At 43.7% G+C, this 25452-nt stretch carries 20 protein-coding genes; 9 read left to right on the plus strand and 11 right to left on the minus strand.

Annotation, left to right across the window (positions count from 1 at the left end; genetic code table 11):
- Positions 1-161: 161 nt before the first annotated feature.
- Positions 162-899 carry a ribonuclease PH gene (rph, locus tag H3V00_RS06015; protein WP_198206803.1) on the minus strand — a complete coding sequence of 246 codons (738 nt, stop codon included), beginning with the start codon at positions 897-899 and terminating at the stop codon, positions 162-164.
- Positions 900-1061: 162 nt separating this feature from the next.
- Between rph and H3V00_RS06020 the strand changes: the two genes are divergently transcribed.
- On the plus strand, positions 1062-1934 hold the full coding sequence (locus H3V00_RS06020; RefSeq protein ID WP_084585119.1) for a YicC/YloC family endoribonuclease: 873 nt from the start codon (positions 1062-1064) through the stop codon (positions 1932-1934).
- Positions 1935-2038: 104 nt separating this feature from the next.
- Here H3V00_RS06020 and dapC read toward each other — a convergent pair whose 3' ends face one another.
- Together dapC and H3V00_RS06030 are read right to left on the minus strand one after the other, a co-directional pair.
- Positions 2039-3226 (minus strand): succinyldiaminopimelate transaminase, encoded by a 1188-nt coding sequence (dapC, locus tag H3V00_RS06025; RefSeq protein ID WP_198206802.1) that lies wholly within the window; start codon positions 3224-3226, stop codon positions 2039-2041.
- Positions 3227-3379: 153 nt separating this feature from the next.
- Positions 3380-4549: a nitronate monooxygenase family protein gene (locus tag H3V00_RS06030; protein WP_025330929.1), complete on the minus strand. Its 1170-nt coding sequence runs from the start codon at positions 4547-4549 to the stop codon at positions 3380-3382.
- Between the two features lie 340 nt (positions 4550-4889).
- Here H3V00_RS06030 and H3V00_RS06035 point away from each other — a divergent pair, with 340 nt between their 5' ends.
- Together H3V00_RS06035 and H3V00_RS06040 are read left to right on the plus strand one after the other, a co-directional pair.
- Positions 4890-5417, plus strand: coding sequence for a C40 family peptidase (locus H3V00_RS06035; RefSeq protein WP_198206801.1), 528 nt, complete (start codon positions 4890-4892; stop codon positions 5415-5417).
- Positions 5418-5472: 55 nt separating this feature from the next.
- Entirely contained in the window at positions 5473-6678 is a 1206-nt protein-coding gene (locus H3V00_RS06040; protein ID WP_078474396.1) for an acetate kinase, read from the plus strand.
- Positions 6679-6905: 227 nt separating this feature from the next.
- On the opposite strand, the gene H3V00_RS06045 is transcribed toward H3V00_RS06040, so the two are convergent.
- Together H3V00_RS06045 and hemG are read right to left on the minus strand one after the other, a co-directional pair.
- Positions 6906-9674 (minus strand): calcium-binding protein, encoded by a 2769-nt coding sequence (locus H3V00_RS06045; protein ID WP_198206800.1) that lies wholly within the window; start codon positions 9672-9674, stop codon positions 6906-6908.
- 757 nt (positions 9675-10431) lie between these two features.
- A complete protein-coding gene (gene hemG / locus H3V00_RS06050; RefSeq protein ID WP_198206799.1) occupies positions 10432-10989 on the minus strand; it encodes a menaquinone-dependent protoporphyrinogen IX dehydrogenase in 558 nt (185 codons plus the stop codon).
- A gap of 124 nt (positions 10990-11113) precedes the next feature.
- Here hemG and H3V00_RS06055 point away from each other — a divergent pair, with 124 nt between their 5' ends.
- Entirely contained in the window at positions 11114-12832 is a 1719-nt protein-coding gene (locus tag H3V00_RS06055; RefSeq protein WP_198186160.1) for a proline--tRNA ligase, read from the plus strand.
- Between the two features lie 149 nt (positions 12833-12981).
- Here the strand turns inward: H3V00_RS06055 and nadE are convergent, their stop codons facing one another.
- Complete coding sequence (nadE, locus tag H3V00_RS06060) at positions 12982-13773, minus strand: NAD(+) synthase (protein WP_025330923.1); 792 nt, start codon at positions 13771-13773, stop codon at positions 12982-12984.
- 153 nt (positions 13774-13926) lie between these two features.
- Between nadE and H3V00_RS06065 the strand changes: the two genes are divergently transcribed.
- The 4 genes from H3V00_RS06065 (at position 13927) to H3V00_RS06080 (ending at position 18040) form a co-directional block, all read left to right on the plus strand.
- The gene (locus H3V00_RS06065; RefSeq protein WP_232335922.1) at positions 13927-14313 is read left to right on the plus strand and encodes a gamma-butyrobetaine hydroxylase-like domain-containing protein; all 387 of its coding nucleotides are present in this window, start codon (positions 13927-13929) and stop codon (positions 14311-14313) included.
- A gap of 69 nt (positions 14314-14382) precedes the next feature.
- Positions 14383-15120, plus strand: a complete 738-nt coding sequence (gene ubiE, locus H3V00_RS06070) for a bifunctional demethylmenaquinone methyltransferase/2-methoxy-6-polyprenyl-1,4-benzoquinol methylase UbiE (RefSeq protein WP_025330921.1) — start codon at positions 14383-14385, stop codon at positions 15118-15120.
- 72 nt (positions 15121-15192) lie between these two features.
- Positions 15193-16635 carry an aminoacyl-histidine dipeptidase gene (locus H3V00_RS06075; RefSeq protein ID WP_198206798.1) on the plus strand — a complete coding sequence of 481 codons (1443 nt, stop codon included), beginning with the start codon at positions 15193-15195 and terminating at the stop codon, positions 16633-16635.
- A 217-nt stretch (positions 16636-16852) separates the two neighbouring features.
- The gene (locus H3V00_RS06080; RefSeq protein WP_198206797.1) at positions 16853-18040 is read left to right on the plus strand and encodes an LD-carboxypeptidase; all 1188 of its coding nucleotides are present in this window, start codon (positions 16853-16855) and stop codon (positions 18038-18040) included.
- A 41-nt stretch (positions 18041-18081) separates the two neighbouring features.
- Here the strand turns inward: H3V00_RS06080 and H3V00_RS06085 are convergent, their stop codons facing one another.
- Together H3V00_RS06085 and hmpA are read right to left on the minus strand one after the other, a co-directional pair.
- Positions 18082-18531, minus strand: coding sequence for an Rrf2 family transcriptional regulator (locus tag H3V00_RS06085; RefSeq protein ID WP_198206796.1), 450 nt, complete (start codon positions 18529-18531; stop codon positions 18082-18084).
- An 87-nt stretch (positions 18532-18618) separates the two neighbouring features.
- Positions 18619-19836 (minus strand): NO-inducible flavohemoprotein, encoded by a 1218-nt coding sequence (gene hmpA, locus H3V00_RS06090; protein WP_198206795.1) that lies wholly within the window; start codon positions 19834-19836, stop codon positions 18619-18621.
- 307 nt (positions 19837-20143) lie between these two features.
- On the opposite strand from hmpA, the gene lgt reads away from it, so the two are divergent.
- On the plus strand, positions 20144-20995 hold the full coding sequence (gene lgt, locus H3V00_RS06095) for a prolipoprotein diacylglyceryl transferase (RefSeq protein ID WP_198206794.1): 852 nt from the start codon (positions 20144-20146) through the stop codon (positions 20993-20995).
- A gap of 86 nt (positions 20996-21081) precedes the next feature.
- On the opposite strand, the gene H3V00_RS06100 is transcribed toward lgt, so the two are convergent.
- The 3 genes from H3V00_RS06100 to xth all read right to left on the minus strand — a co-directional run bounded on the left by H3V00_RS06100 (position 21082) and on the right by xth (position 25434).
- Positions 21082-23442, minus strand: a complete 2361-nt coding sequence (locus tag H3V00_RS06100) for a DNA translocase FtsK (RefSeq protein WP_084586327.1) — start codon at positions 23440-23442, stop codon at positions 21082-21084.
- A gap of 112 nt (positions 23443-23554) precedes the next feature.
- The gene (locus H3V00_RS06105; protein WP_174830270.1) at positions 23555-24670 is read right to left on the minus strand and encodes an anhydro-N-acetylmuramic acid kinase; all 1116 of its coding nucleotides are present in this window, start codon (positions 24668-24670) and stop codon (positions 23555-23557) included.
- Positions 24670-25434: an exodeoxyribonuclease III gene (gene xth / locus H3V00_RS06110; protein ID WP_174830268.1), complete on the minus strand. Its 765-nt coding sequence runs from the start codon at positions 25432-25434 to the stop codon at positions 24670-24672. The genes H3V00_RS06105 and xth overlap by 1 nt, the downstream gene beginning before the upstream one ends.
- Positions 25435-25452 lie beyond the last annotated feature (18 nt).

Below are 25452 nucleotides of genomic sequence, written 5' to 3' on the forward strand. Positions count from 1 at the left end.
CAGGTTGTGTTAACTCTGCCTGCTTAAATATCCTGTCGGACATTCTTTTTAGCATTTTTATCATGCAAAAACAAGCTGCTGAGTGAGTATTTTGTCAGGTTCAGGCAGCTTGTTTTAAATAATGTTTAAATTCGGAAAATAGGTGATTGTATTTTTGTGAATTAATTTTCAGCCAGTGCTTGTTGCTGAGCAGCAAGAATTTGTTTAATTCCTTTTTGTGCCAGGGTGATTAAATCATTTAACTGACCGATACTGAAAGTAGCTCCTTCGGCTGTACCCTGAATTTCAACCAGCTGTTGTGAGGCGGTCATCACTACATTAATATCCGCATCACAGGAAGAATCTTCCGGATAATCCAAATCGAGCAGGAGATTACCGTCAATCATACCGACAGAGATAGCAGCTACAGCTTCACGAATCGGATTTTCACTGATTAAGCCTGTTTCTAGTAATTTTCTGACTGCCAGAGCAAGAGCAACATAAGCGCCGCTGATGCTAGCGGTGCGTGTGCCTCCGTCGGCCTGTATAACATCACAGTCAATCAGTATCTGGCGGCTGCCCAGTTTTTCTAAATCTACGACTGCCCGTAAGGAACGGCCAATCAGGCGCTGAATTTCCTGAGTTCTCCCCGATTGCTTTCCTGCTACTGCTTCGCGGCGCATACGGCCATTGGCAGAGGCGGGCAGCATGCCATATTCTGCTGTTACCCAGCCACGACCCTGATCTTTTAAAAAGCCGGGTACATTTTCATCAATAGTTGCTGTGCAAATTACTTTAGTATTACCACAGCAAATCAGTACAGAACCGTCTGCCTGTGCGAGGAAATCGGGCACGATACTAAGATGACGTGGCTCATCGTCAGCACGTCCGGAACGATTGGATATAGGTGTGTTTTTCATACTTAGAGACTTTGTCGGGAGATGAATGCAGAATTATATAACCAGTGTGTTGCGATTCATATCAATTAAACCTTTTATGGATTAAGCCGTTTTCGTTATACTTGATTTAATTGCCAGTTTGAATATAACCCGGCAGGAATAAACGGTTTAAGGAAAATATATATGTTATACAGTATGACTGGCTATGCAAATGCTTCAGAACAATGTGGAAATCGTCAAATCAATGTTGAGCTCAGAGCAGTTAATCATCGTTATCTGGATATCCAGTTTAAAATTGCAGAAGAATTACGTCCGTTTGAAGGTAAGATGCGTGAATTAATCAGTTCTCAGGTGGCACGGGGTAAACTGGAATGCCGTATTCAGATTCAAACTCTGCCCAGCGAAAGTACTGATGATTTACCGGTTAATCACAAACTGGTAGAACAACTGGCATCATTTAATCAACAGTTGCGTCGCAAGTATAAAGATTTAGGTAAATTAACTGTTGCAGATATTTTGCATTTCCACGGTGTTATTGTGGCGCCAACGGAGGACGAGGAAATATTACATAACGGTGTACAGACTTTACTGGGACAAGTCCTCACCGAATTTAAAGCAGCGCGGGCTCGTGAAGGTGAAAAACTGCAGCAGCATTTGCTGGATCGTCTGAATGATATGACAGATATCGTGGCAGCTATGCAGCAGTTGTTCCCGCAATTATTGCAGGACTATATGAATAAGGCTGAAGCCCGTTTGCGCGAGGCAGTGGCTCAGGTAGATGCAGAGCGCCTGAAACAGGAATTCGCATTGTTTATGCAAAAAGCTGATGTAGATGAAGAACTGAATCGTTTAAATACGCACATTGCCGAAGCACGACGTCTGATAGAAGAACATCGGGGTAGTGTGGGTAAACGTCTGGATTTTCTGATGCAGGAACTAAATCGCGAAGCCAATACGCTTGGCAGTAAAGCGATAGCCATTGAATGTACACAGGCATCAGTAGGGCTTAAAGTACTGATTGAACAAATGCGCGAACAGGTACAGAACGTAGAATAAACAATAGCTGTTTATACCATACTATTAAAAACCAGAATTGCTTTTAAAATTGAAGCCGGCAATTCTGGTTTTGTTTTAATTCCAGTATCTGTTTGAAACCAATTCTAAAAAACCAGTTTGACCATACGATTGGCGGCTTCAACACATTCTTCGACACTGGATACCAGTGCGATTCGCACAAAGCCTGCTCCGGAGTTACCGTATGGTGTATTACGGGCAAGATAACGTCCCGGTAATACACGAATCGCTGCTTTTTGCCATAATTTCTGTGTAAAGGCTAAATCATCACAATCGGGAACATTCAGCCACAGATAGAATGAAGCATCAGGTTTATGCAGAGCAAATTTTTGCTGTAATATCGGAATTACTTTATCAAATTTTTCCCGATACAGATTACGATTGGCAATGACGTGTTCTTCATCATTCCATGCTGCAATACTGGCGTATTGTGTGGGCAGACTCATGGCACTGCCATGATAGGTGCGGTAGAGCAGAAAATCAGCCAGAAGTTTACTGTCACCTGCTACAAAACCGGAACGCAGACCGGGTGCATTAGAACGTTTTGACAGGCTGGTAAACATAATCAGACGGTCGAATGTCCGGCCTAATTGACTAGCCGCCTGTAATGCACCCAGAGGCTTATTATCATCATCAAAGTAAATTTCTGAATAGCATTCATCTGACGCAATCACAAATCCGTATTTGTCCTGTAAATCAAATAGTTTTTTCCATTCGTCCAGATTCATTACCGCGCCACTGGGGTTGCCCGGAGAACAAACGAAAACCAATTGTACCTTTGGCCATGTATTCTGATCGATTTCCTGCCATTGCGGCATAAAATGCGGAGCGCGGCAATTGACATATTCTACCCGCGCACCAGCCAGCAAGGCTGAACCTTCATATATCTGATAAAAGGGGTTCGGGCTGACAACTACAGGCTGATATTCAGTAGTACTGTCAATGATGGTTTGAGTAAATGCAAATAATGCTTCCCGGCTGCCCAACACGGGTAATACTTCAGTATCAGGATTAATTTTTACCCCTGAGTAGCGGCGCATAAGCCATTGAGCACAAGCCTGACGAAGCTCAGGAATGCCGGCAGTAGCCGGATAGGCTGCAAGTCCGTCCAGATGCTGAATCAGTGCATCAGTTAAAACCGACGGGGTAGGGTGTTTGGGTTCACCAATATGTAATGATATAGGCTGGAGATCAGCCGGTGGTTCCAGACCATCCATTAATTTACGTAATCTGGCAAAAGGATAGGGCTGTAACAATTCCAGTTTCGGATTCATAATCGTAAATACAAATTATTGTAAATGCTTTGATACTACCACCAATCAAATTACTGCGGCAGTAAGTATTCATCTTTAGCTCCAGAAAATACCGGTTACAGACAAATAAAAAGCCACATGCATGCATGTGGCTTATAAGATTATTCAGCAATTTCAGGCAGATTTCTGGACAGCCTGAATTTCGCCGGTCAGTAAATATTCAATGGTTTCTTTAACAGTGCGCATCGCTGAACCGAATGGCAGTGGATCTTTACCACGGAAAAATAAACCTTTGTCAGTTTCTCCGCGCCAGGCTGCAGCAAGTTTCAGATCAATACAGAATTGTCCGACTTTTTCCAGACCATCACGTAAGCCGCAAACGGACAAACAGTTAATCCCCTGCGTACAGCGCCGCGGGTCTGCTTTGGCATTAGCCTGTAATACGCTTTCACGTTTCAGATAGCTATCCAGAAATTTAGTTTTAACGCCACGTGCCGGCAAGCCGGCTACCGACATGAATTCTACAATTTGTTCGCCTTCGGCACCGGCGAGAGTTTTTTTGAAATTGATATGTGCATCACCTTCCTGAGTCACAGCAAATGCTGTACCAATTTGTACAGCAGCTGCCCCCCATTCTTGTAAGGCTACAGTGATTTTCTGAAAATTAGCCATCCCGCCAGCAATGATCAAAGGAATTTTTTCCCGTTCCAGATCAAGTTTTTTAAATAATTCGAATGTTTCAGTCAGTACCCGTTTAAATTCAAAACGTTCATCATTAACACCGGCAACAGTAGCTGCACCAAGATGCCCGGCAGCATGGGCGGGATGTTCGATTACAATTGCATCAGGCAGACGGTTCTTTTTCATCCAGCGTTTAAGCACAATACCAATACCGCGTGATTCCGACAAAATAGGCAGTAAAGCAACATCAGGAAAATTTTCAGTCATATCCGGCAAGTCCAGCGGCAGACCGGCTCCCATTACAATTGCATGTGCACCGGATTCACAAGCCTGCTGTACCATAGCATGATGGTCTTTAACCGCTTTCATTACATTAACGGCGATCATTCCGCGTCCTTCAGACTGGGCAAGTGCGGATTTGATTTCACGATCAAGTGCAATCCTGTTTAAGGTATCGTATTTTTCCTGTGTAGGATTTTCTTTGGACTGCTCAAGTAAATCGGGATGCAAATGACGTAAATCCACGCTGGCAATCGTTCCTACTCCATTTTCTCGTGCTACTGCACTGGCCAGACTTGAGGCGGAAACACCTACGCCCATACCGCCCTGAACAATCGGAATGAGATGATGATTGCGAATAACTAGTGGTGCAAATTCCTGCATATTGCTTCCTGTATTTTGTTTAGTAAGCGATGCTTTAAAGTATTGCTTCGAATAAAAGCCTGTAATTACAGTAAAAAACGTTGGAAAGCATTTTAATTCAGCTGGCTTTTATCAATTAGTGCTTCTACTCTATTCTTGCGCAAGGACACTGTCAAGAGATTAAAACTTCTCAGAGCGATATGGCTTTCTCAAAATGGTAAAATTTGTATGATTTGTACGACAAGGTTAGTTAATGTAATGATTGTCATTTAAGCCTTAATGCTTAGAGCAATTATTACCAACTCATGTTATATTCACTGAGTAAGCATGATTCAGGTAATCACAACAGGGCAAATAACTAATGGTTACATGTAATGCACAGCGGCGTGCTGTTTTAGGTGCGCTTGTTTTATTTCTTTCTGCTTGCAGAAGCAGTAGTCGAAAAATAGTTCAGTCTGGTACTCAACCCCGTCTGGCTCCTATTCGAATTACTAAAGTCAGTCATCAGGCAGGGAGTCAGGAATTGCTGTTGCATAGCATGAGTCTGATAGGTACACCCTACCGTTATGGCGGCAGTAGCCGGGGTAGCGGATTTGATTGCAGTGGTATGGTGCAATATGTTTACCAGCAGGCATTGCAGGTAAATCTGCCTCGTACCGCACGTGATATAGCAGCTGTTTCCGCCCCGATCCGCACAAAAGATTTGCAGGTTGGGGATTTGGTGTTTTTCAACACTTCGGGACAGGCTTATTCACATATGGGGCTGTATATTGGCAACGGTGAATTTATTCATGCGCCTTCCAGCAGCGGTGTTATTCGCACGGCCAGACTGGACCAGCTCTATTTTAGCCAGCGTTTTACAGGTGCACGCACGCTGTTTGCCCGCTGAATAAAATTAATTATTCATTTTGAATTTAATAATCACGATATAACAGGACAACAACATGAGTGAGCAGGATTTAGTATTGGTACTTAACTGTGGCAGTTCTTCAGTAAAAGCCGCAGTAATGGATTTAGCCGAAAAAGAAGTTTTAATGAGCTGTCTGGCTGAAAAAGTAGGTAATACTGATGCTTTCATCACCTTTAAAATCAATGGTGAAAAACATAAACACGCTTTAACCGGCAATCATGATCACGTCGCAGCTGTAATGGCTTTGCTGGAACAGTTAAAAGATCTGGGCTTATATGACCGTGTCAAAGCTATCGGCCATCGTGTCGTACATGGCGGCGAACGATTTACCCAGTCTACAGTGATTACTCCTGAAGTAATGCGTGATATTGAAGCCTGTATTGTACTGGCTCCGTTGCATAATCCTGCTCATATTCTGGGCATTCAGGCAGCACAGCAGGCGTTTCCTGAGCTGCCGCAGGTAGCAGTATTTGATACAGCATTCCATCAGACTATGCCACCGCATGCTTATCATTATGCTATTCCGTCAACACTGTATACCCGTTACGGTGTACGCCGTTATGGTGCGCATGGTACCAGCTACCGTTATGTTGCTCAGGAAACCGCAGCATTTTTGCGCCGTGATATTAATGAAATGAGCATGGTGATTGCTCATCTGGGTAATGGTGCCTCTATTACCGCTGTTAAAAACGGTCGTTCACAGGATACCAGCATGGGGCTGACCCCGTTGGAAGGTCTGGTTATGGGTACCCGTTGCGGCGATATCGATCCGAGTATTTTCTCTTTCCTGGCCGCGAATGCCAAAATGAGCATTGATGAAATTACCGAAATGCTGAACAAAGAAAGCGGTATGCTGGGTTTATCCAATCTTTCCAACGATTGCCGTATGCTGGAAGAAGCTGCTGCCAACGGACACAAAGGTGCCGAGCTGGCTCTGGATGTATTTGCCTACCGTCTGGCTAAATATGTGGGCGGTATGATGGTTGCCTGCGGCAATCTGGATGCATTGGTATTTACCGGTGGTATTGGTGAAAACTCAACTACAATGCGCGAAAAAGTAGTTAATTATCTGAATGTATTTGGCATGATTCTGGATCATGATGCCAATATGGAAGCCTGCTTCGGTACACCGGGAGTAATTAGCACAAAAGACAGTAAAGCAGCAGTTTTGGTTATTCCGACTAATGAAGAGCTGATGATTGCTCAGGATACTGCCCGTTTAACAGGGATGCATGTGTAAAGAAATGAATTCGAAACAGTGAAATAACTGTGAGATATTCTTAAGACTTTTAAAACAGGCTTTGTATGATTACAAAGCCTGTTTTTGTATAACATTTTATTTATTTAAATAAATACTTTAATATTTCATAAAAAATATAAAATCAGATATCAACTAATAATGAAAAAGGAATCCGTAAGATGGATTCCTTGAGAAGCAGATATTATAAATAAATAACTATTTATAAATTAATTTCCCCAATATGAAGAAATAATTGCCTGCTGATTAAATTGCATTTTTTGATTATCTGTCGTGGCAATATCATGAGTACTCGCAGTAAAACTCGACATGGCATTTACTAACTGTTCAACTTGTGAAGCATAAATTTCCTTACCATCAGCAGTGGTTATACTATACTGACGGTTATATTCAGAAACAAACCAGCTTTTTACAGTAACCTGATCAGAAGTACCGATATGACTGATAATTAAATCATTTCCGTTTTGACTAAACCATAATTCTCTGCTGCTATAGTCTTTGAAGGCAAGAATATCGCCTTGTTGTCGGTTTATTGCTATATCTTCAACAACATCTCTGCCATGATTAGCGTTGAAAACATATAAATCTTTTTCAAAGTTACCGCCGAAAAGATAATCATCGCCGGCACCGCCATTCAGTATATCGTAACCTTCTTCTCCAAAAAGTGAATCATTACCTTCTTCACCATAAAGGGTATCGTTACCCTGTCCTCCATAAATGTAATCGTTGCCCTTACCGCCATAAAGAATATCATTTCCTTTTTTACCATTGATAATATCATTACTGTCCCAGCCGGTAAGTACATCATCATTATCAGTACCCTCTAGTACAAATGTCATTTTTGCAATATCAATTGCAGTTATTGTTTTATCTTCAAAGATAAAATTAAATGCACGTGTATTTGCATAACCGGAGATGAAGAAATCAGTAAGAGTAACTGAATCATTATTGCCATAAGCCTGTATGACTAAATTGTTTCCTGAACGGCTGAATCTGGCATCAGCAGCAAAAGCTTTTTCAAATTTAACATCATTATAGTTATTGCAATCGGAAGATAAGCTTTTATCATTGATAATGTCATTACCGTGACCTGTCTGAAAGATATAGAGGTCTTTTCCTTCACCGCCAGCCATAACATCATTACCAGTACCACCAATCATAACATCGTAGCCGTCTCCTCCCAGCAGGATATCGTTACCATTGCCGCCAATAAAAATATTATCTCCCTGGGTGTCTTCCAGGTAATCGTCACCGTCGCCGCCATTAAGAATATCGTTACCATTGCCGCCGTATAGCTTGTCATTGCCGGCTTCGCCGTTGAGTATATCGTCGCCGTTACCGCCATACAGAATATCATCACCCAGCCCGCCATTAATAATATCGTTACTATCCCAGCCATGTAGTACATCATTACCATCAGTACCATTCAGAACCAATGTCATCTGGGCAATTGCTTCCGCCGGAAGAGTGATATCCGCAAAGATAAAGTTAAAAGCGCGTGTGTCTGTACTATCTGGTTTAAAGAAGTCTGTAAGAGTAACCGAATCCTGATTACCATAAGCTCTGATAATTAAATTATTTCCTGAACGGCTGAAAATGGCATCTTTGATGAACGCATTTTCAAATACAACATCGTTGTACTTTTCATGATTTCTGTCTTCATAACCTTTATCATTAATAATGTCCTGACCGTGTCCTGACTGAAAAATATAACGATCTTTTTCCCAATCACCGCCATTTAGAATATCATTACCTGTACCACCGTCAAGAATGTCATATCCGGTATTGCCAATCAGCGTATCGTTACCATTACCGCCGATAAGAATGTCATTTCCATCTCCGCCATCGATATAATCGTCACCGTTTCCGCCATCTAAATAGTCATTACCATTATCACCGCTAAGAAAGTCATTTCCATCGCCGCCGTTAAGAATATCATTTCCATATCCGCCGTACAGCCTGTCATTACCCAGTCCGCCATTAATGATATCGTTGCTGTCCCATCCCTGCAGTTCATCATCACCGTCAGTACCATTTATGATAAATGTCATTTTTGCAATATCGACTGCAGTTAATGTTTTATCTTCAAAGATAAAATTAAATGAACGTGTATATGAGTTATGAGTGATAAAGAAATCGCTAAGAGTAACTGAATCATTATTGCCATAAGCCTGTATGACTAAATCGTTTCCAGAACGGCTGAATCTGGCATCTGCAGCAAAGGCTTTTTCAAACTTAACATCATTATAACTATTACTATCAGAGGACGAGCTTTTATCGTAGATAATGTCATTACCGTGGCCTGTCTGAAAGATATAAAGGTCTTTACCTTCACCACCAGCCAGAACATCATTACCAGTCCCGCCAATCAGGACATCATAGCCATCATCACTGCCAAGCAGAATATCATTACCGTTGCCGCCTATAAGTACATTATCACCATGTTCGCCAACGATATAGTCGTCGCCATCGCCGCCATTAAGAATATCGTTACCATTGCCGCCATATAGTTTGTCGTTACCGGTACCTCCGTTAAGAGTATCGTCGCCGTTTCCGCCATACAGAATATCATTACCAGCTCCGCCATTAATAATATCGTTACTATCCCACCCATGCAGGACATCATCACCATTAGTGCCATCCAGTGTGAATGTCATCGCTGCGATATCATTGCGATATAAAACTTTATCGGCAAAGATAAAATTGAAAGCACGGCTATCAGCATTATCAGTGTTAAAATAATCCGGCAGGATAACAGCATCTGTTGCACCATATGCTTTGATTACCAGATCATTACCGGAACGAGTGAAAATAGCATTAGCTGCTTTAGCCTGCTGAAAAATAAGATCATTGTACTGAGATACATCATATTCATTACCTTTATCTTGTATGATGCTCTGTCCATGACCCGGCTGGAAAACATAGCGATCTTTTGTCCAGTCGCTCCCGGTTTGTATTTTTTTAACAGTTTTAATCATTTCTAGATCCTTATAGGTTTTCAAAAATAAATATTAAAATTATTTGTATGTAAATATTTTATAATTCAAATAATATGTTTTTTTAAATATAAATATTAATAATTTACTAATTTGTTGCGGTAGATAATAAACTATAATATTTATATATTAAAGTTTATTAATTTATAATTATATATTTTGATTTATATTTTGTCTGTATCTGTTTAAAACTGTTGTATTTTTATTTACTTTGATATTGTTTCAGGTTCATATTTAATTGAGTATTGATAACCATAAAAAGATAGGTTGATTTATATATTTATGAATTTTGTTTTTAAATTTTCTACTGTTACTATATCTAAATATAAGGAAATTTACTTTAAAACATTTAGGTAAAATATTTTTAATACATTAAAAATATTTAAATATAAAATCAATATAATGTCAGAACGTATAAATATAATTCAATTGTCTAAATGATACCGATTAAATATTAAGTTCTAAAAAATATTTATTTGAGATTTTTTACATGAAAATAATTTAAAATTAAATTTTATATATATAAAATGATATTATTAAAAATAGTGAATTAGTAATCAGTATTAAATTTAAATTTCATAATACTGAGATTTTTATAATCCATTATTTATAGTCTTTTAATTAAAAGATTAGATTTAGATAAAGCAAATATTAGTATTTATATAAATACTTATAAGAATATGAGTGTTAAGCTGATCGAAACGAATATCAATTTTGTGGATAATGCTAATGTAATATTTTATAACTTGAGTACTTCTTCACCGAAATTCCGTACCTTTTGCCAGTCGGTATATTCAATATGGGCATCCAGACGGGTTTCGCCTTTGTTCAGTTTCATAACCAGACGCATCATGTAGCGGTCGAGCAGGTTATATTTGGCATAGTGCAGCTCTCCGGCAAAAATTCCAATTAACTGAGGGCGCCATGGGCTTTTGGTGAAAAATTTACGTGTGTAGGTATGTGTTTGCGGTGTACTGCGATGAGGTTTGTTTGCCAGTATGCTGACGCTGAAAAAGGCACTTGGGGTGTTGTTGAGGATTTGCTGATGGCGTTCTATCCAGGGTGCCAGCTGAGAAGCGTAGTGTCCGTACCGGATAGAGGCACCAATAATAATTTTATCGTATTCTCCCTGCTGAATAAACGGCTCATCTGCCAGATTAACCATATCAACCGTGATACCGGCAGCAGTCCATTGCGCTTCAAGTGTCTGGGCAATTTTAAGGGTATAGCCAAAACGGCTGCTGTATACAAGCAGATATTTCATGGTGCACGGATTCAGATAAATAAGACTTATCATATCACGTCTGCCGGTTTTTACTCAGGGTAATTATTTAAAGCTGATTTTGTTTATTCAGGTACAAGATATTGGCTTTTTTACTGCGCGGAGGCTGGTACAATGGCGGCTGTTTTTGGAGATATATATGAAAGCCAGTCAGTTTTATATTTCAACATTAAAAGAGGCTCCGGCCGAAGCGGAGTTGGCCAGCCATAAGCTTATGCTGCGTACCGGGATGATCCGGCGTCTGGCCAGCGGATTGTATACATGGATGCCGATGGGGTTACGGGTACTGCGCAAGGTTGAACATATTGTGCGGGAAGAGATGAATCGTGCCGGTTCGATTGAATTGCTGATGCCGGTAGTTCAGCCGGCTGAATTGTGGCAGGAAAGCGGCCGCTGGGCATTTTATGGTAAGGAATTATTGCGTATTACTGATCGTCACGAACGTGAGTTCTGTATGGGGCCGACTTGTGAGGAGGTAATTACGGATATTGTGCGCAGTGAAATTCGCAGCTACAAGCAGCTGCCACTGAATTTTTATCATATTCAGACTAAATTCAGGGATGAGGTACGACCACGGTTCGGGGTAATGCGTGCCCGTGAGTTTGTTATGAAAGATGCTTATTCATTCCATACTTCATTTGAATCATTGCAACAGACTTATCGGGATATGTTTGATGCCTATTGCCGCGTTTTTGACCGGCTGGGACTGGATTATCGTCCTGTGGCAGCAGATACCGGCAGTATTGGCGGAACGGGTTCGCATGAGTTTCAGGTTCTGGCGGAAAGTGGTGAGGATGTTATTGCCTATAGTGATACATCTGATTATGCAGCTAATGTTGAGCTGGCTGCTACTTTGCCATTATCAGGAGAACGCCGGAGTGCAGGGCAGGCTTTAAGCAAAGTTCATACGCCGAATGTACGCAGTATTGAAGATTTAGTGGCATTTTTAAATATTCCGGTTGAGCAGACTCTGAAATCGCTGGTTGTTGAGGGTGAAGAAGAGGGGACGGTAGTATTGCTGCTGGTTCGCGGAGATCATCATTTGAATGAAATTAAGGCTGAGAAGCTGGCAGGGGTAAAAGCACCGTTAACTATGGCTTCTGTGGCAGCTATTGAAGCTGCTTTCAATGGCGCACATGGTGGTTCGCTTGGTCCTGTGGGCTTTAAGGGTAAGGTATACGCCGATTTTGCTACTGCAAAATCTGCAGACTGGGTAATTGGTGCTAATGAAGACGATCATCATTACACAGGCTTTAATTTTGGCCGTGATGCAGCAGAACCGGAATTTGCTGATTTACGTGAAGTAATCGCCGGTGATCCTAGTCCGTGCGGAACCGGAAGTCTGAAGCTGGCTCGCGGAATTGAGGTTGGCCATGTATTCCAGTTACGGACTAAGTATTCTGAGGCTATGCAGGCTACTGTTCTGGATCAGAACGGTAAAAATGTTGTGCTGGAAATGGGGTGTTATGGTATCGGGATTACGCGTGTGATTGCTGCGGCAATTGAACAGAATAATGATGAACGCGGTATTATCTGGACAGAAGCTATGGCACCGTTTACGGTGGTGATTGTGCCGATGAATTATAAAAAGTCAGCTGATGTAAAAGCTGCCGCAGATAATTTGTATGCGCAATTGCAGCAGGCCGGAATAGATGTACTGCTGGACGATCGTGATGAACGTTCCGGTGTATTACTGCATGATTCTGAGCTGATTGGTATTCCGCACCGGATTGTGATTGGTGACCGTGGTCTGAAAGCAGGTAAAGTAGAGTATCAGGCACGCAGGGATACTGAAGCTACTGAGCTGGCCGTTGATGCAGTAGTGCCGCATATTTGTGCTTTATTCAGCCATAATTAATATTTTAATGTGTATAAACCGGACATTGTGCGTCTGGTTTTGGCTAATTATTATTAGAAAATAATAATCTGATTTGATAATGTAATTATGGTTGCAGTTTGAAGATTAACGAATAAAAAACCAGATTTTGCAATCTGGTTTTTTTTCTATTATTTAAGTAATTCGTCCGGAATCTTGCATACTGGAATCGGGTTGATTTTATGCTGCATGGCACGATGATAACGTTCATAAATAGCAAATACTTCGCGCTCGCGGCCAGTAAAATCGTCTATTTTATGGGTATCGTAGACACTCATAGCCCATTCGAGCTCAGGATAGGTTGCACCAATCTGTTCTTCATCGGTTTTATCGGCATCCCATAATCCATCCGTAGGCGGAGCATCAATAATATTCTGATCTATGTTCAGCTCTTCAGCCAGTGTATATACCTGACTTTTGAGCAGATCGGCAATCGGGCTGAGATCTACGCCGCCATCGCCGTATTTGGTAAAGAACCCGACGCCGAAATCTTCTACTTTATTACCGGTTCCGACCACAAGCAGGCCGCGTTCCTGAGCGTAGTAATATAGTGCAATCATACGCAGGCGGCTGCGTGCATTGGCCAGTGCCAGCTGGGTTTGTTCATCTTTATTGTCACCAATGTCTACCGCCATGGTAAATGAGTCAAAGGTGCGGGTAAGGTCTACCCAGTGTTCTTCTATGTTGTTATAACGGCTTTTCAGCTGACGAATATGCTCCTGTGCCCGTGCTATCTGATTAACTTTCTGATGAATAGGCAGTTCCAGTACTAATGTGGGCAAGCCTGTTCTGGCAGCAAGAGTTGAGACTACGGCAGAATCGATACCGCCGGAAACGCCTACAACAAAACCTTTGCATTTTGCCTGAGTGGCATAATCACGTAACCAGTTAACAATATATTCAATGATGGCTGCTGTTTGCATGGTGTATTCTTTCGCTGATTATTGAGCAGGATTAATATACTTCTTTAAGCTTTGCCTTGCAAAGGGTCTGTTGCGACTGTTGCTGCCGGCTTATGTATTTAATCTGATTGGGCAGTAAATGGTATATTAGGTTAGAATAGGTATAGTTTGTTAATGTCTTGTGACGGAAAAAATAGTTATATGCAGGATATGGTGCCAGCTGAAATCCGCTTAAGTCAGAACCGGAAGAGATTACGGCTGGTTTACGGAGCAAAAACATATGAGCTTGAGGCTGAGTTTCTGCGGGTATTTTCACCCAGTGCTGAAGTGCGCGGTCACGCGGCGGGGCAGGAAGTATTACAGACAGGTAAGCGTGATGTAACGATTACTGCTTTGTCTCAGGTTGGTAATTATGCTTTGCGTATTGCATTTTCAGACGGACATGATACAGGGTTGTACGACTGGGATTATTTGTATGATCTGGCTGTTCGTCAGGCAGAACTCTGGGCTGGTTATGAAAAGCAGTTACTTCTTGCCGGCGCCAGCCGTGACCCCGACTGATTTGCGGTTATTCGGATGCAGGCAGCCGGATAAGTTTATTTGGGCAATATTTAATTCTGAAAGTGTGGTATGAGCGATCACAAAACTCATTTTGGTTATCAAACTGTTGATGAAGATGAAAAAGCGGGTCGTGTTGCCGGTGTATTCCATTCGGTGGCCAAAAACTATGATGTGATGAATGATGTGATGTCCGGCGGTTTACACCGGATCTGGAAGCACTTTACCATTACCACAGCTCCGGTACGTAAAGGCGATAAGGTACTGGATATTGCCGGTGGTTCAGGTGATTTGTCGCGCGGCTGGGCCAGACGGGTAGGACGCAGCGGTGAAGTCTGGCTTACTGATATTAATTCTTCTATGCTGACAGTGGGCCGGGATCGTTTACTTAATGAAGGGCTGGCATTGCCGGTGGCGCTGTGTGATGCAGAAAAACTGCCTTTTCCGGATAATTATTTTAATCTGGTGTCGGTATCGTTTGGTTTGCGTAATATGACGCATAAAGAAGTGGCACTGGCTGAAATGTATCGCGTTTTACAACCCGGCGGTACTTTGCTGGTGCTGGAATTTTCGCATGTATTCAAGCCGCTCAAGCCGGTTTATGATTTATATTCATTTAAGATGCTGCCGCTGATGGGTAAGCTGATTGCTAAAGATGCAGACAGCTATCAGTATCTGGCAGAATCAATCCGTATGCATCCTGATCAGGAAACGTTAAGAAAAATGATGCTGGATGTAGGATTTGATAGTGTGAATTATCATAATTTAACCGCTGGCGTGGTGGCTTTGCATAAAGGGGTTAAGTTTTAGTTTGTCAGTTGACACTGTGTTCAGGCTGCCATATGGTGGCCTGATTTGTTTTATATGTGACTGGATAATGTTATGAGTGAAATTGAACAATTACAGCCGCAGCCGGTATGGCAGTGGTTTGCGCGTTTGTGTGCGGTACCGCGTCCGACATTTCATGAACAGACTGTGCGGGAAATGCTGGTTAAGGCAGCACAAGAACATGGTCTGAAAACAGATATTGATGCTAAGGGAAATTTGCGTATTTGCAAACCTGCCACACCAGGTATGGAAAATTGTGTGCCGGTAGCCATTCAGGCGCATATGGATATGGTGGCACAAAAAGGTGCTGATTCGCAGCATGATTTTCAGCGTGATCCGGTGCAGACCAAGATTAAAGATGGCTGGGTTTGGGCTAATGACACGACCCTCGGTGCTGATAATGGTATCGGTCTGGCTATGGGGCTGGCAATAATATTCAGTGAAGGTATTGCGCATCCTGAATTAACCCTGATTGTTACGGTTGAAGAAGAAATCGGTATGGGCGGAGCAGAAGCGCTAAGTGCCGATTGGTTGCAGATGCCCTATCTGATTAATCTTGATACCGAAGAAGCGGGTGAGATTTTTATTGGTTGTGCAGGTGGTCGTGATGCCAGTATGACCTTACCTCTGAACTGGCAAGCCGGTAAGCTGTCTGCATGTACTGTTCGGGTGTCCGGTTTACGCGGTGGTCATTCGGGCGTGGATATTGATAAAAATCATGCCAATGCCAATGTATTGCTGGCACGAGTGCTGTCTGGTCTGTATGCACAGATACCTTTTGCTCTGGGTTCATGGCAGGGTGGCGAGCTGCGCAATGTAATCACACGTGAGGCTCAGGCTGTGATTGGTCTGGACGCTGATACAGCTCGTGCAGCTGTTGCACCAATTGCTGCTGTTATTGCTGCAGAATGGGCAGAAGAAACACAGTTGGATATTGAAGTTGTATCGGCAGAGAACCTGACTCAGGCCGCTACTTTGGAAAGTACTCAGAAAGCGCTTGATTTGCTGCTGGCTGTGCCCAATGGTGTAATGCGCATGAGTGAGCAGTTTAAGGGGATTGTGGAAACTTCTTCTAATATGGGGGAAGTGAAAACCGGAACCGATGGTTTACTGATACATTGTCTGATGCGTTCGCTTCTGGAAACACCTAAAGATGAATTCAGTTTACGTCTGGCTGCATTAGCGCGGATGGCCGGGGCGAATCTGGAGTTAACAGCAGATTATCCGGGCTGGTCGCCGAATGCAGACTCTCCTTTACTGAAACTAACCAGCACTATTTTTGCCCGTCACTATGGTAAACAGCCACCGTTGCAGATTATTCATGCCGGACTGGAATGCGGGATTCTCAGTGGTAAAGCACCTCATCTGGATATGGTGTCATTCGGACCGACAATATGTGCAGCACATTCTCCTAAAGAACGGGTAGAAATTAAAGCTGTGGCTGAATGCTGGTCTGTTTTGCTGGATTTACTCAAATCTATACCGCCACGGCAGTAATCTGGTTGCCGGTTGGTACTGAAAAGGCATGGCTGTGACATGCCTTTTTGCTATTTTTTTGCTGCTATTCTTCGTAAACAGGGATATAGTAATCCTTAGCCGGTTTGTACCGGCATAAATAATTTCGGTTCTGACTGTTGTTAATCAGAATGAATTACTTTTACAATGGCCCGTATATTTTTTGTCCGGACATCTGCCGGATCAGGAAGTGAGTTTTATGGATACTCAACAAAATAGCCGTCGTAATTTTCTGCGTGCCGGAGCTGCTTTTGCAGGTGCCGGTCTGTTGCAGGCTTGTCGCAGCAATCCGAAGCCTGACGTCAAAACAGCATCAACACCTAAAGTACCTGTGCAAACCAATAATAATCTTAATACTATGCGTATTTTTGCCTGTTCCGGATTTGGTGAAAGTGTCAGCCGGAGTGAGCTGGCAGCCCAGCGTCTGGCTATAGCCGGTTTTGCCGTGAGTAATCAGCAGGCGTTTATGCGTCGCTATCAGCGTTTTTCCGGCAGTGATGCTGAGCGCGCTGCAGATTTGCAGGATGTTGCTATCGGCCGGGTACCTGTACCGAAGGTGCTGATGGGGCTGCGTGGCGGATACGGGGCGATGCGTATTCTGCCTCTGGTTAACTGGTCTTCTCTGGGTGCAAGAATGCGTGAGCAGGGTACATTACTGTATGGCTACAGTGATGTTACTGCTGTGCAACTGGCATTGCTGGCTCAGGGGAAAATGTGCAGCTTTGCCGGACCAATGCTGTATAGCGAGTTTGGCAAACCACAGATGAGTTTATTTACCACCCGTTCTTTTATTGAGAACAGCTGTAATCCGAAAATGTCGGTTACAGTTGCCGATATGCAGAATTATCAGATACGGGCTGAGGGTATTTTGTGGGGAGGCAATCTGAGTGTGTTGTCTGCGCTCGCCGGCTCTCAATTTATGCCACAGGTGAATGGCGGTATTTTGTTTATTGAAGATGTGGGTGAACAGCCATACCGGATAGAACGCATGCTTCAGACATTGTATCTGAGCGGAGTACTTGCACGACAGCAGGCAATTATTCTGGGTAATTTCCGTATGGGCTCGATTCGTGATGTCTATGACAGTAGTTATACTTTGAATTCTGTGATTCAGACGATGGCAAGGCTGACAAAGGTTCCGGTACTAACCGGATTTCCTTTCGGACATATTACCGATAAGGTTACCTTTCCCCTGGGCGCCAAAGCAAGTTTGTATTCTACCAATAATGGTGGTTATCAGATTGATTTCAGTGATTATCCGGTTTTGAATCCTTCTGTACTGGCTTTAAATACGCTGCTTCCGCAACCGCCTGCCGTTGAGGGTTTACTTAACGGATCTGCTGCGCCTGCTAATGATTCTTCATCTGAAACCGAAGACACGATGTAATTATTCAGGCAGTAATTTGTCAGTTTGTATTTTCGGTTGATTTATTCTGGCTGCTCCAGCCATTTGATAATTGCCTGATTATCAGCCGGAGCTTTGAGCTGACTGAGGGTATAGCGGTTCAGAGAATGATAAAAGGCTTGCTGCGCCTCGCTGAATAGTCGGGGAAGATAGCAAAATTCTGCCATTGAGCATGGGGGTTGCCGGCAGTTTATTAAATGAGGGGTCTCTGATGAGGCCAGCTCCAGTGCCTGAACAATATCACCCAGTTTAAGCTGATAGCTGGAGGCAGCCAGTTTTATACCGCCTTTTCTGCCCTTAAAGGAATCAATCCAGCCGCTCTGTGCCATGAAATATACAATTTTTACCAGATGATTTTTAGATACGCTGAGCTGTCTGGCCAGACTTTCTACGGTAGAAAGTCTGTTCTCAGGCAGGTATTGTAAAGCTAATAATACGCGTAGGCCTAAATCGGTAAAACGGTTTAATTGCATGGCAGACTGTCAGACTAATGGAAGGTCAATTTTGCCTGTTTTCAGCTGCCATGAAAAGATTTCGTTTAAATAATTTCAAAATGGTTATTATGCTGCCAGCTGGCTGAATCCGCCTGTGCCGAACAATTCCATGAAAATCTGGTTTTGTGGTATTTGTAAATCACGCAGAGCCTGATATTGTGCATGCATAAATTCTATCGGGCCGCAAATATAATAGTCTGCATCAGCAGGCAGCAGTGAGCTGTCCAGTTCGGATAAATTCAGACGACCAGTTTTATCAGCCGCTAATTCTTTACCCGGGTTTTCACAGGCCAGATAGCTGCGCAGGTTAGGCATGCTTTGCTGCAATTCGGTGATATGCTGGTGCATCGCCAGTACATTACTGTTGCGGCAGGCATGAATAAAACTGATTTGCTGATGCGGATTTTTTTCTGCGGCAAGGGTATTCAGAATAGCAATCATGGGTGTGATACCAACACCTGCGCTAATCAGAACAGTATTTTTATGCGGATGGTGGAGTATAAAAGTACCTGTCGGGTTGGTTACTTCCAGTTCATCACCGATCTGGTAGTGCTCATGCAGAGTTGTAGACACATAACCTTCAGCATGTTGTTTGTCACCAATTTCTTTTTTGACGCTGATGCGGAAATAGCTCGGGTGATTGCTGTCGGAAAGTGAGTACTGACGCGGTTGCCGGATACCTAGCTGAGGTACCATAACCCGAACGGAAATATACTGACCGGGCTTATACTCCGGCAGCGGGCTGTTGTCTGCCGGTTGCAGATAAAAAGAGGTAATTTCGCTGCTTTCAATCTGCTTATCAACTATTTTAAATTTTTTCCAGCCATTCCAGCCGCCTTCAGTTTTATCTTGTTTCTTATATAGATTTGCTTCTGTGGTAATAAGAATGTCGGCCAGTTGCTGATAAGCGGCAGTCCATGCTTCTATCAGTTCACTTTCCATGGGGACATTCAATACTTCACTGATGGAGTGCAGCAGATTGGTACCAACAATTGGATACTGATCCGGCTGAATATCCAGACTGACATGCCGGTGAGCGATCTGACTAACTGCATCGCCGAGGTTCTGTAATTTAGTAATGTTTTGAGCATAAGCCAGTACTGCACTGGCCAGTGCATGTGGTTGCGCATCATTGCGCTGGTTGCCAAGGTTAAATATTTCTTTCAGGTCGGGGTTATTGGTGAGCATCCTGTTGTAAAAGTAGCGGGTTAGTTCAACACCGTGTTCCTTTAGGGTTGGAATAGTAGACTGAACCAGTTCGATTTGTCTGCTAGTAAGTTGCATGATTGTTCTCCCGAAAATTTTGTATAATTTAATATGTATATAAAATACATATTTTATATTAGGCTGCTTAATAATGGCTGTCAATAAATACTGAATCAATCAAATGAATAATTTTTCTATTTCAATCTGTTCGGTATTGCTATCAAGGGATGGAATGCGGAAAGTAGCGCATAGAATGGCTAATATGAGTTAAACTGTCTGCTATTTTGGTTGTGGTATTTCTGGTCATTCCGGCTGTTATCGAGAATAGGGTGACTGGCTGTTGTGACTGATGAAATAAGCAGGATATCTGAGGAATGCTAAATTTATGATGATCCATCCGAATTTTGATCCAGTACTGATACATCTGGGTCCTCTGGCCATTCGCTGGTACGCATTAAGTTATATTGTTGGTTTTTGTTTGTTTATCTGGCTGGGACGCAGACGGATTAAAAGCGGACAGACCATATTTACCAATGAGTTGTTGGAAGATTTATTTACCTGGGGTGTATTCGGCGTGATACTGGGCGGGCGTCTGGGCTATGTGTTGTTTTATCAGTCTGCGTACTATTTCAGTCATCCGCTGGATATTTTGAAAATCTGGCAGGGTGGTATGTCGTTTCATGGCGGCTTTATCGGAGTACTGGTCGCTATGTGGCTGTTTGCCCGCAAACACAAGGTTAAATTCTGGGCGGTAGCCGATTTTGTGGCGCCGCTGATACCGCTCGGACTGGCATGCGGCCGTATCGGTAATTTTATTAACGGCGAGCTGTGGGGGCGTGTTACCAGTGCTGATGCTTTCTGGGCGATGGGTTTTCCGCACGCGCATGATGATGATGTTGCGCTGGTGATGCAGGATCCGCAAAAATGGCTGCCGGTATGGGAAAAATTTCAGATGCTGCCGCGCCATCCTTCACAGTTGTATGAATTTATGCTTGAAGGAATTGTGCTGTTTGTGATTATGTGGCTGTTTACCAAAAAACCTCGTCCTCTGGGGCAGGCATCTATGCTGTTTTTACTTGGCTACGGTGTATTCAGGTTTATTGTTGAGTTTGCGCGTGAACCTGATGACTTTCTTGGTTTGCTGGCGATGCATATGTCTATGGGGCAATGGCTCAGTCTGCCGATGATTGTGATTGGCGCAGTCGGATTCGCTTATACTTGTAGAAAAGCAGCTTAAACTGAATTTATAAAGCTGTTAAAGCCGCAATAAAATATATTTATTGCGGCTTTAATTATTGGCGGACAGAGAAGGGTAATTAATCTTTACAGGCTGTCTTTGTGTGCCAGAATCCGCCGGCTGCCGCCCAGCTCGGCTGGTGAAACGATACCTGCGGCTTCGAGTGCTTCCATCAGATTTGCTGCACGGTTGTAACCAATGCGCAGATGGCGTTGTAAAGATGAAATAGATGTTTTACGGGTTTCCAGTACAAAGGCTACCGCCTGGTCGAATAATTCGTCACTGTTGGCGTTCGGATTAACCTGATTAACATTGGTCTGAGCAGCCTCTCCTGATAATAAGCCTTCTACGTATTGGGCAGGAGCCTGCTGTTTAATGAAGTTAACGATGGCATGAACTTCATCATCGGAGACAAATGCACCATGCAGACGGGTAGGTTCTGCCTGACCGGGCGGTAAAAACAACATATCACCTTTGCCCAGCAGGTTTTCAGCGCCCATCTGATCCAGAATGGTACGGCTGTCAATTTTGCTGGATACCTGAAATGAAAGCCGGGTGGGGATATTGGCTTTAATCAGTCCGGTAATCACATCAACACTCGGGCGCTGTGTTGCCAGTATCAAGTGGATACCGGCAGCACGGGCTTTTTGTGCCAGCCGGGCAATCTGTTGTTCTACTTTTTTGCCTTCTACCATCATCAGGTCAGCCAGCTCATCAATAACAACCACGATATAAGGTAGTTTATCCAGTGGTTCCGGATCGTCCGGATTGGTACTGAATGGGTTAACCAGTGGCGTTGATGCTGCTTTGGCAGCTGCTACTTTGTCATTAAAGCCGGTAATGTTGCGTACTCCGACATGCGCTAACAGCCGGTAACGTTTTTCCATTTCGGTAACACACCAGTTGAGTGCCTGAGCTGCTTCTTTCATATCGGTAACCACTGGAGCAAGCAGATGCGGAATGCCGTCGTATACGCTTAATTCCAGCATTTTTGGGTCTACCATGATAAAGCGTACTTCGTCTGGCTGTGCTTTGTATAAAATCGACAGAATCATGCAGTTAACACCGACAGATTTACCAGAGCCGGTAGTACCGGCAACCAGTAAATGCGGCATTTTCGCCAGGCTGGCAATCACGGGTGCACCGGCAATATCTTTCCCCATAGCCATGGTTAATTTATCAGCGGCTTCATGAAAGATTTTTGCACCCAATATTTCTGACAGCAGAACGTTTTGGCGTTCTTCATTAGGCAGCTCAATACCCATCGTGGTTTTACCGGCGATGGTTTCTACAACACGCACGCTTTGTACTGAAAGGGAGCGGGCCAGATCTTTATTAAGATTGACTATCTGGCTGCCTTTCACTCCCTGTGCCGGCTCGATTTCATAGCGGGTAATAACCGGGCCGGTAGTGGCACTAGTTACTTCTACTTCAACGCCGAATTCTTTCAATCGGGATTCGATGTGTGCAGCCGTTTGCTGCAAAAGCTCGCTGTTAACTACAGCAGGCTGACCAGAGGGTTTGCTGAGTAATTCTGTATCCGGTAAATGAATCAGACCATTATCACTTTTTACTATAGGTTCAGATACCGGTGCCGGTTCTGTTAAATCCTGTGCAACGGGTACTTCTGTACGTACAGCCACGGTTTTACGGTTGCTGGTGGTAAGCTCGGGCGGTTCGATATTTTTTGCTGTAATATTTTTGGCCTGTTTGACTACACGCCGGACGGTTTTGTTGTTAGGAAATTCAGTAATTAACCGCTGCGGCCGGCGCAGTAATTTGCACCAGAACCATTCAAACTGTGCACCAAGTTTTTCGATTACGGTTAACCACGATACCTGCAATAACATTGACAGCCCGATCAGCATCATAAATATACTGATAATCAGACCGCCGGTCATACCGAAGAACTGATGTAATAGTTTTCCGAAACTCTGCCCGGTTAAGCCTCCTGCACCAATAGGCAGAGCATTCTCAAGCATACTGGTAAATACCAGATTTTCCAGGGCAGGGCTGAAAACCAGAAGTACAGCTAAACCACTCAGAGCCAGCCAGCTGCTGTAGGGTTTACTGTCAACGCTGGTGTTAAGAGAGCGTGCATTGAGCGGACGAAAGCTTTTATACAGGGCGATAATGGCAGCAATAATTAACCACCAGACAGATAAACCGAAAATGTAGTAGCCGATATCAGACAGCCATGCTCCGGTAAGACCAGCCAGATTATGAGTTTTATTAATTTGTGCAATACCGCGTGACCATGCCGGATCAGCCATATCAAAGCTGGCTAATGACAGTATGACAAACAGGGTAATCATCAGTGCCAGCAGCCAGAAAATATCATTAATGAGGTTCATTAACCATGGCTGTCTGGGTTTGCTGATTTCCTGTGGTTTGAGTTTTTTCGGTAACTGCTTGCTCGGAGCAGTTTTTTTTCGTGTTGTGGCCATAAATGTTGCAGCTTAATTTGGTATTTTTATCAAAAATTAACTGGTTATTATACGTTCTGTCAGGCTCTGTATCTGATATTAGTAACAGGATTTAACGGTTTTTTGCGGAGTATCAAACCCAGTAACCGCAGCCGGGTATACGTGCACCATGAGCACCCGTAGCATGATGAGTGGCTACAGGCTGACGCTGATACCAGCATGCAGCCAGCCAGGCAAAGGCAGAAGCCTCAACCAGTTGTGCCGGAAGTTGTAAAGTATCGGTGCTGTATAGAGATATCCGGTGTAAATCAAGCTGCTGTGCCAGTGTTTGCATCAGAAGCAGATTTTGCGCCCCGCCGCCACATGCATATACGCTGCCGGCATCAGGTGCGGCATTTATAATGGCGTTTACTGCACTGTGTGCGGTTAGTTCAAGCAGAGTGCGTAATACATCTGCGGGATTTTCCTGTCCGTTAAGATACTGGCTGAGCCAATCGAAACTGAATAAATCACGGCCGGTGCTTTTGGGGTAAGGCTGGCTGAAATAGGCATGGCTGAGCATGGCTTGCAGCAATGGCTCAATTGTCCGGCCTTGTGCGGCCAGTGTGCCGTTAAAATCAAATTCCTGCTGCCAGTTTTGCTGTACCCATGCATCCATCAGCATATTGGCCGGACCGGTATCAAAGCCGAATGCCTGCTGGTGTGGTTGCAAAACACTGATATTGGCAATGCCGCCCAGATTCAGAACCACACGGCATTGCTTTTCATCAGCAAAAACTGCCTGATGGAAGGCCGGTACCAATGGCGCACCCTGACCACCGGCAGCCAGATCGCGGCTGCGAAAATCACCTACTGTTGTGATACCGGTAAGTTCGGCCAGTAGTGCCCAGTCCATTAGCTGAATACTGTAATGCTGTTCCGGTACATGACGTATGGTCTGACCGTGACAGCCCAGTGCTGTCACGGCTCGTGCTTCAGTTTGTGCTGTAGTGAGCACTGTACTGACAGCCTGCGCATTCAGGTGTGCCAGCTGCTGTGCCAGTACGGCTGCCTGTGCCAGTTCGTTCTGCTGTGGTATTTGTAATGATAATAGCTGCTGCCTGAGTGTTTCCGGGTAGGCGACGAATGCATGTGCACAGACACCCAGCCATTGAGTACCGGAAAGTTTGGCCAGTACGGCATCAATACCATCCATGCTGGTGCCTGACATAAGGCCGATATAGTATTGAAAAGAAGGTGTGCTGTTCATCAGGCGAAAGTAGCCATTACCGGTGCATGATCACTGGGGCGTTCCCAGCCGCGGGCTTTGCTGTCTATCTGTACTTCACGCAAAGCCGGCAATAACGCATTGCTGATCAGTATATGATCTATGCGTAAACCAAGTTTGCGTTTAAACATATTCATACGATAATCCCACCATGTATAGTTTGTGCTGTCCGGGTAAAGATAATACAGACTGTCTGTTAATCCCAGATTCAGCAACTGCTGAAACCAGCTGCGTTCCTGTGCTGAACACAATACTTTGTCCTGCCATTTTACCGGGTCATAAACATCTGTATCGTGTGGTGCGATGTTAAAATCGCCCAGCAATATGGTTTTGGGATATTGTGTCAGCTCAGTGTTGATATAGTTATTCAGTGCCGCAAACCAACGCTCTTTATAGGCAAATTTTTCGCTGCCTACAGCCTCACCATTGACGCAATAAGCACAGATAATTCTGACATCATTAACCGTTGCCGCAATAATACGTTTTTGCGGTTCATTCAATTCGTGGATATCAACTGTTACGTCCTCAAGAGGCTGTCTGCTGAGTATGGCAACGCCATTATAGGTTTTTTGCCCGTTCCATGCTGCATGATAGCCAATTTGGGTAAAATCAGTTTCCGGGAATTTATCCTGCTCAAGTTTCAGTTCCTGCAAAGCCAGTATATCCGGCTGGTTTTCTTCGAGCCAGCGCAGCGTATGCGGCAGGCGCACATTGAGGGAGTTCACATTCCAGGTGGCAATTTTCATGATGGATTCTGTTTCAGC

The organism is Snodgrassella sp. W6238H11 (assembly GCF_016100525.1).
Taxonomy (GTDB): Bacteria; Pseudomonadota; Gammaproteobacteria; order Burkholderiales; family Neisseriaceae; genus Snodgrassella; species Snodgrassella alvi.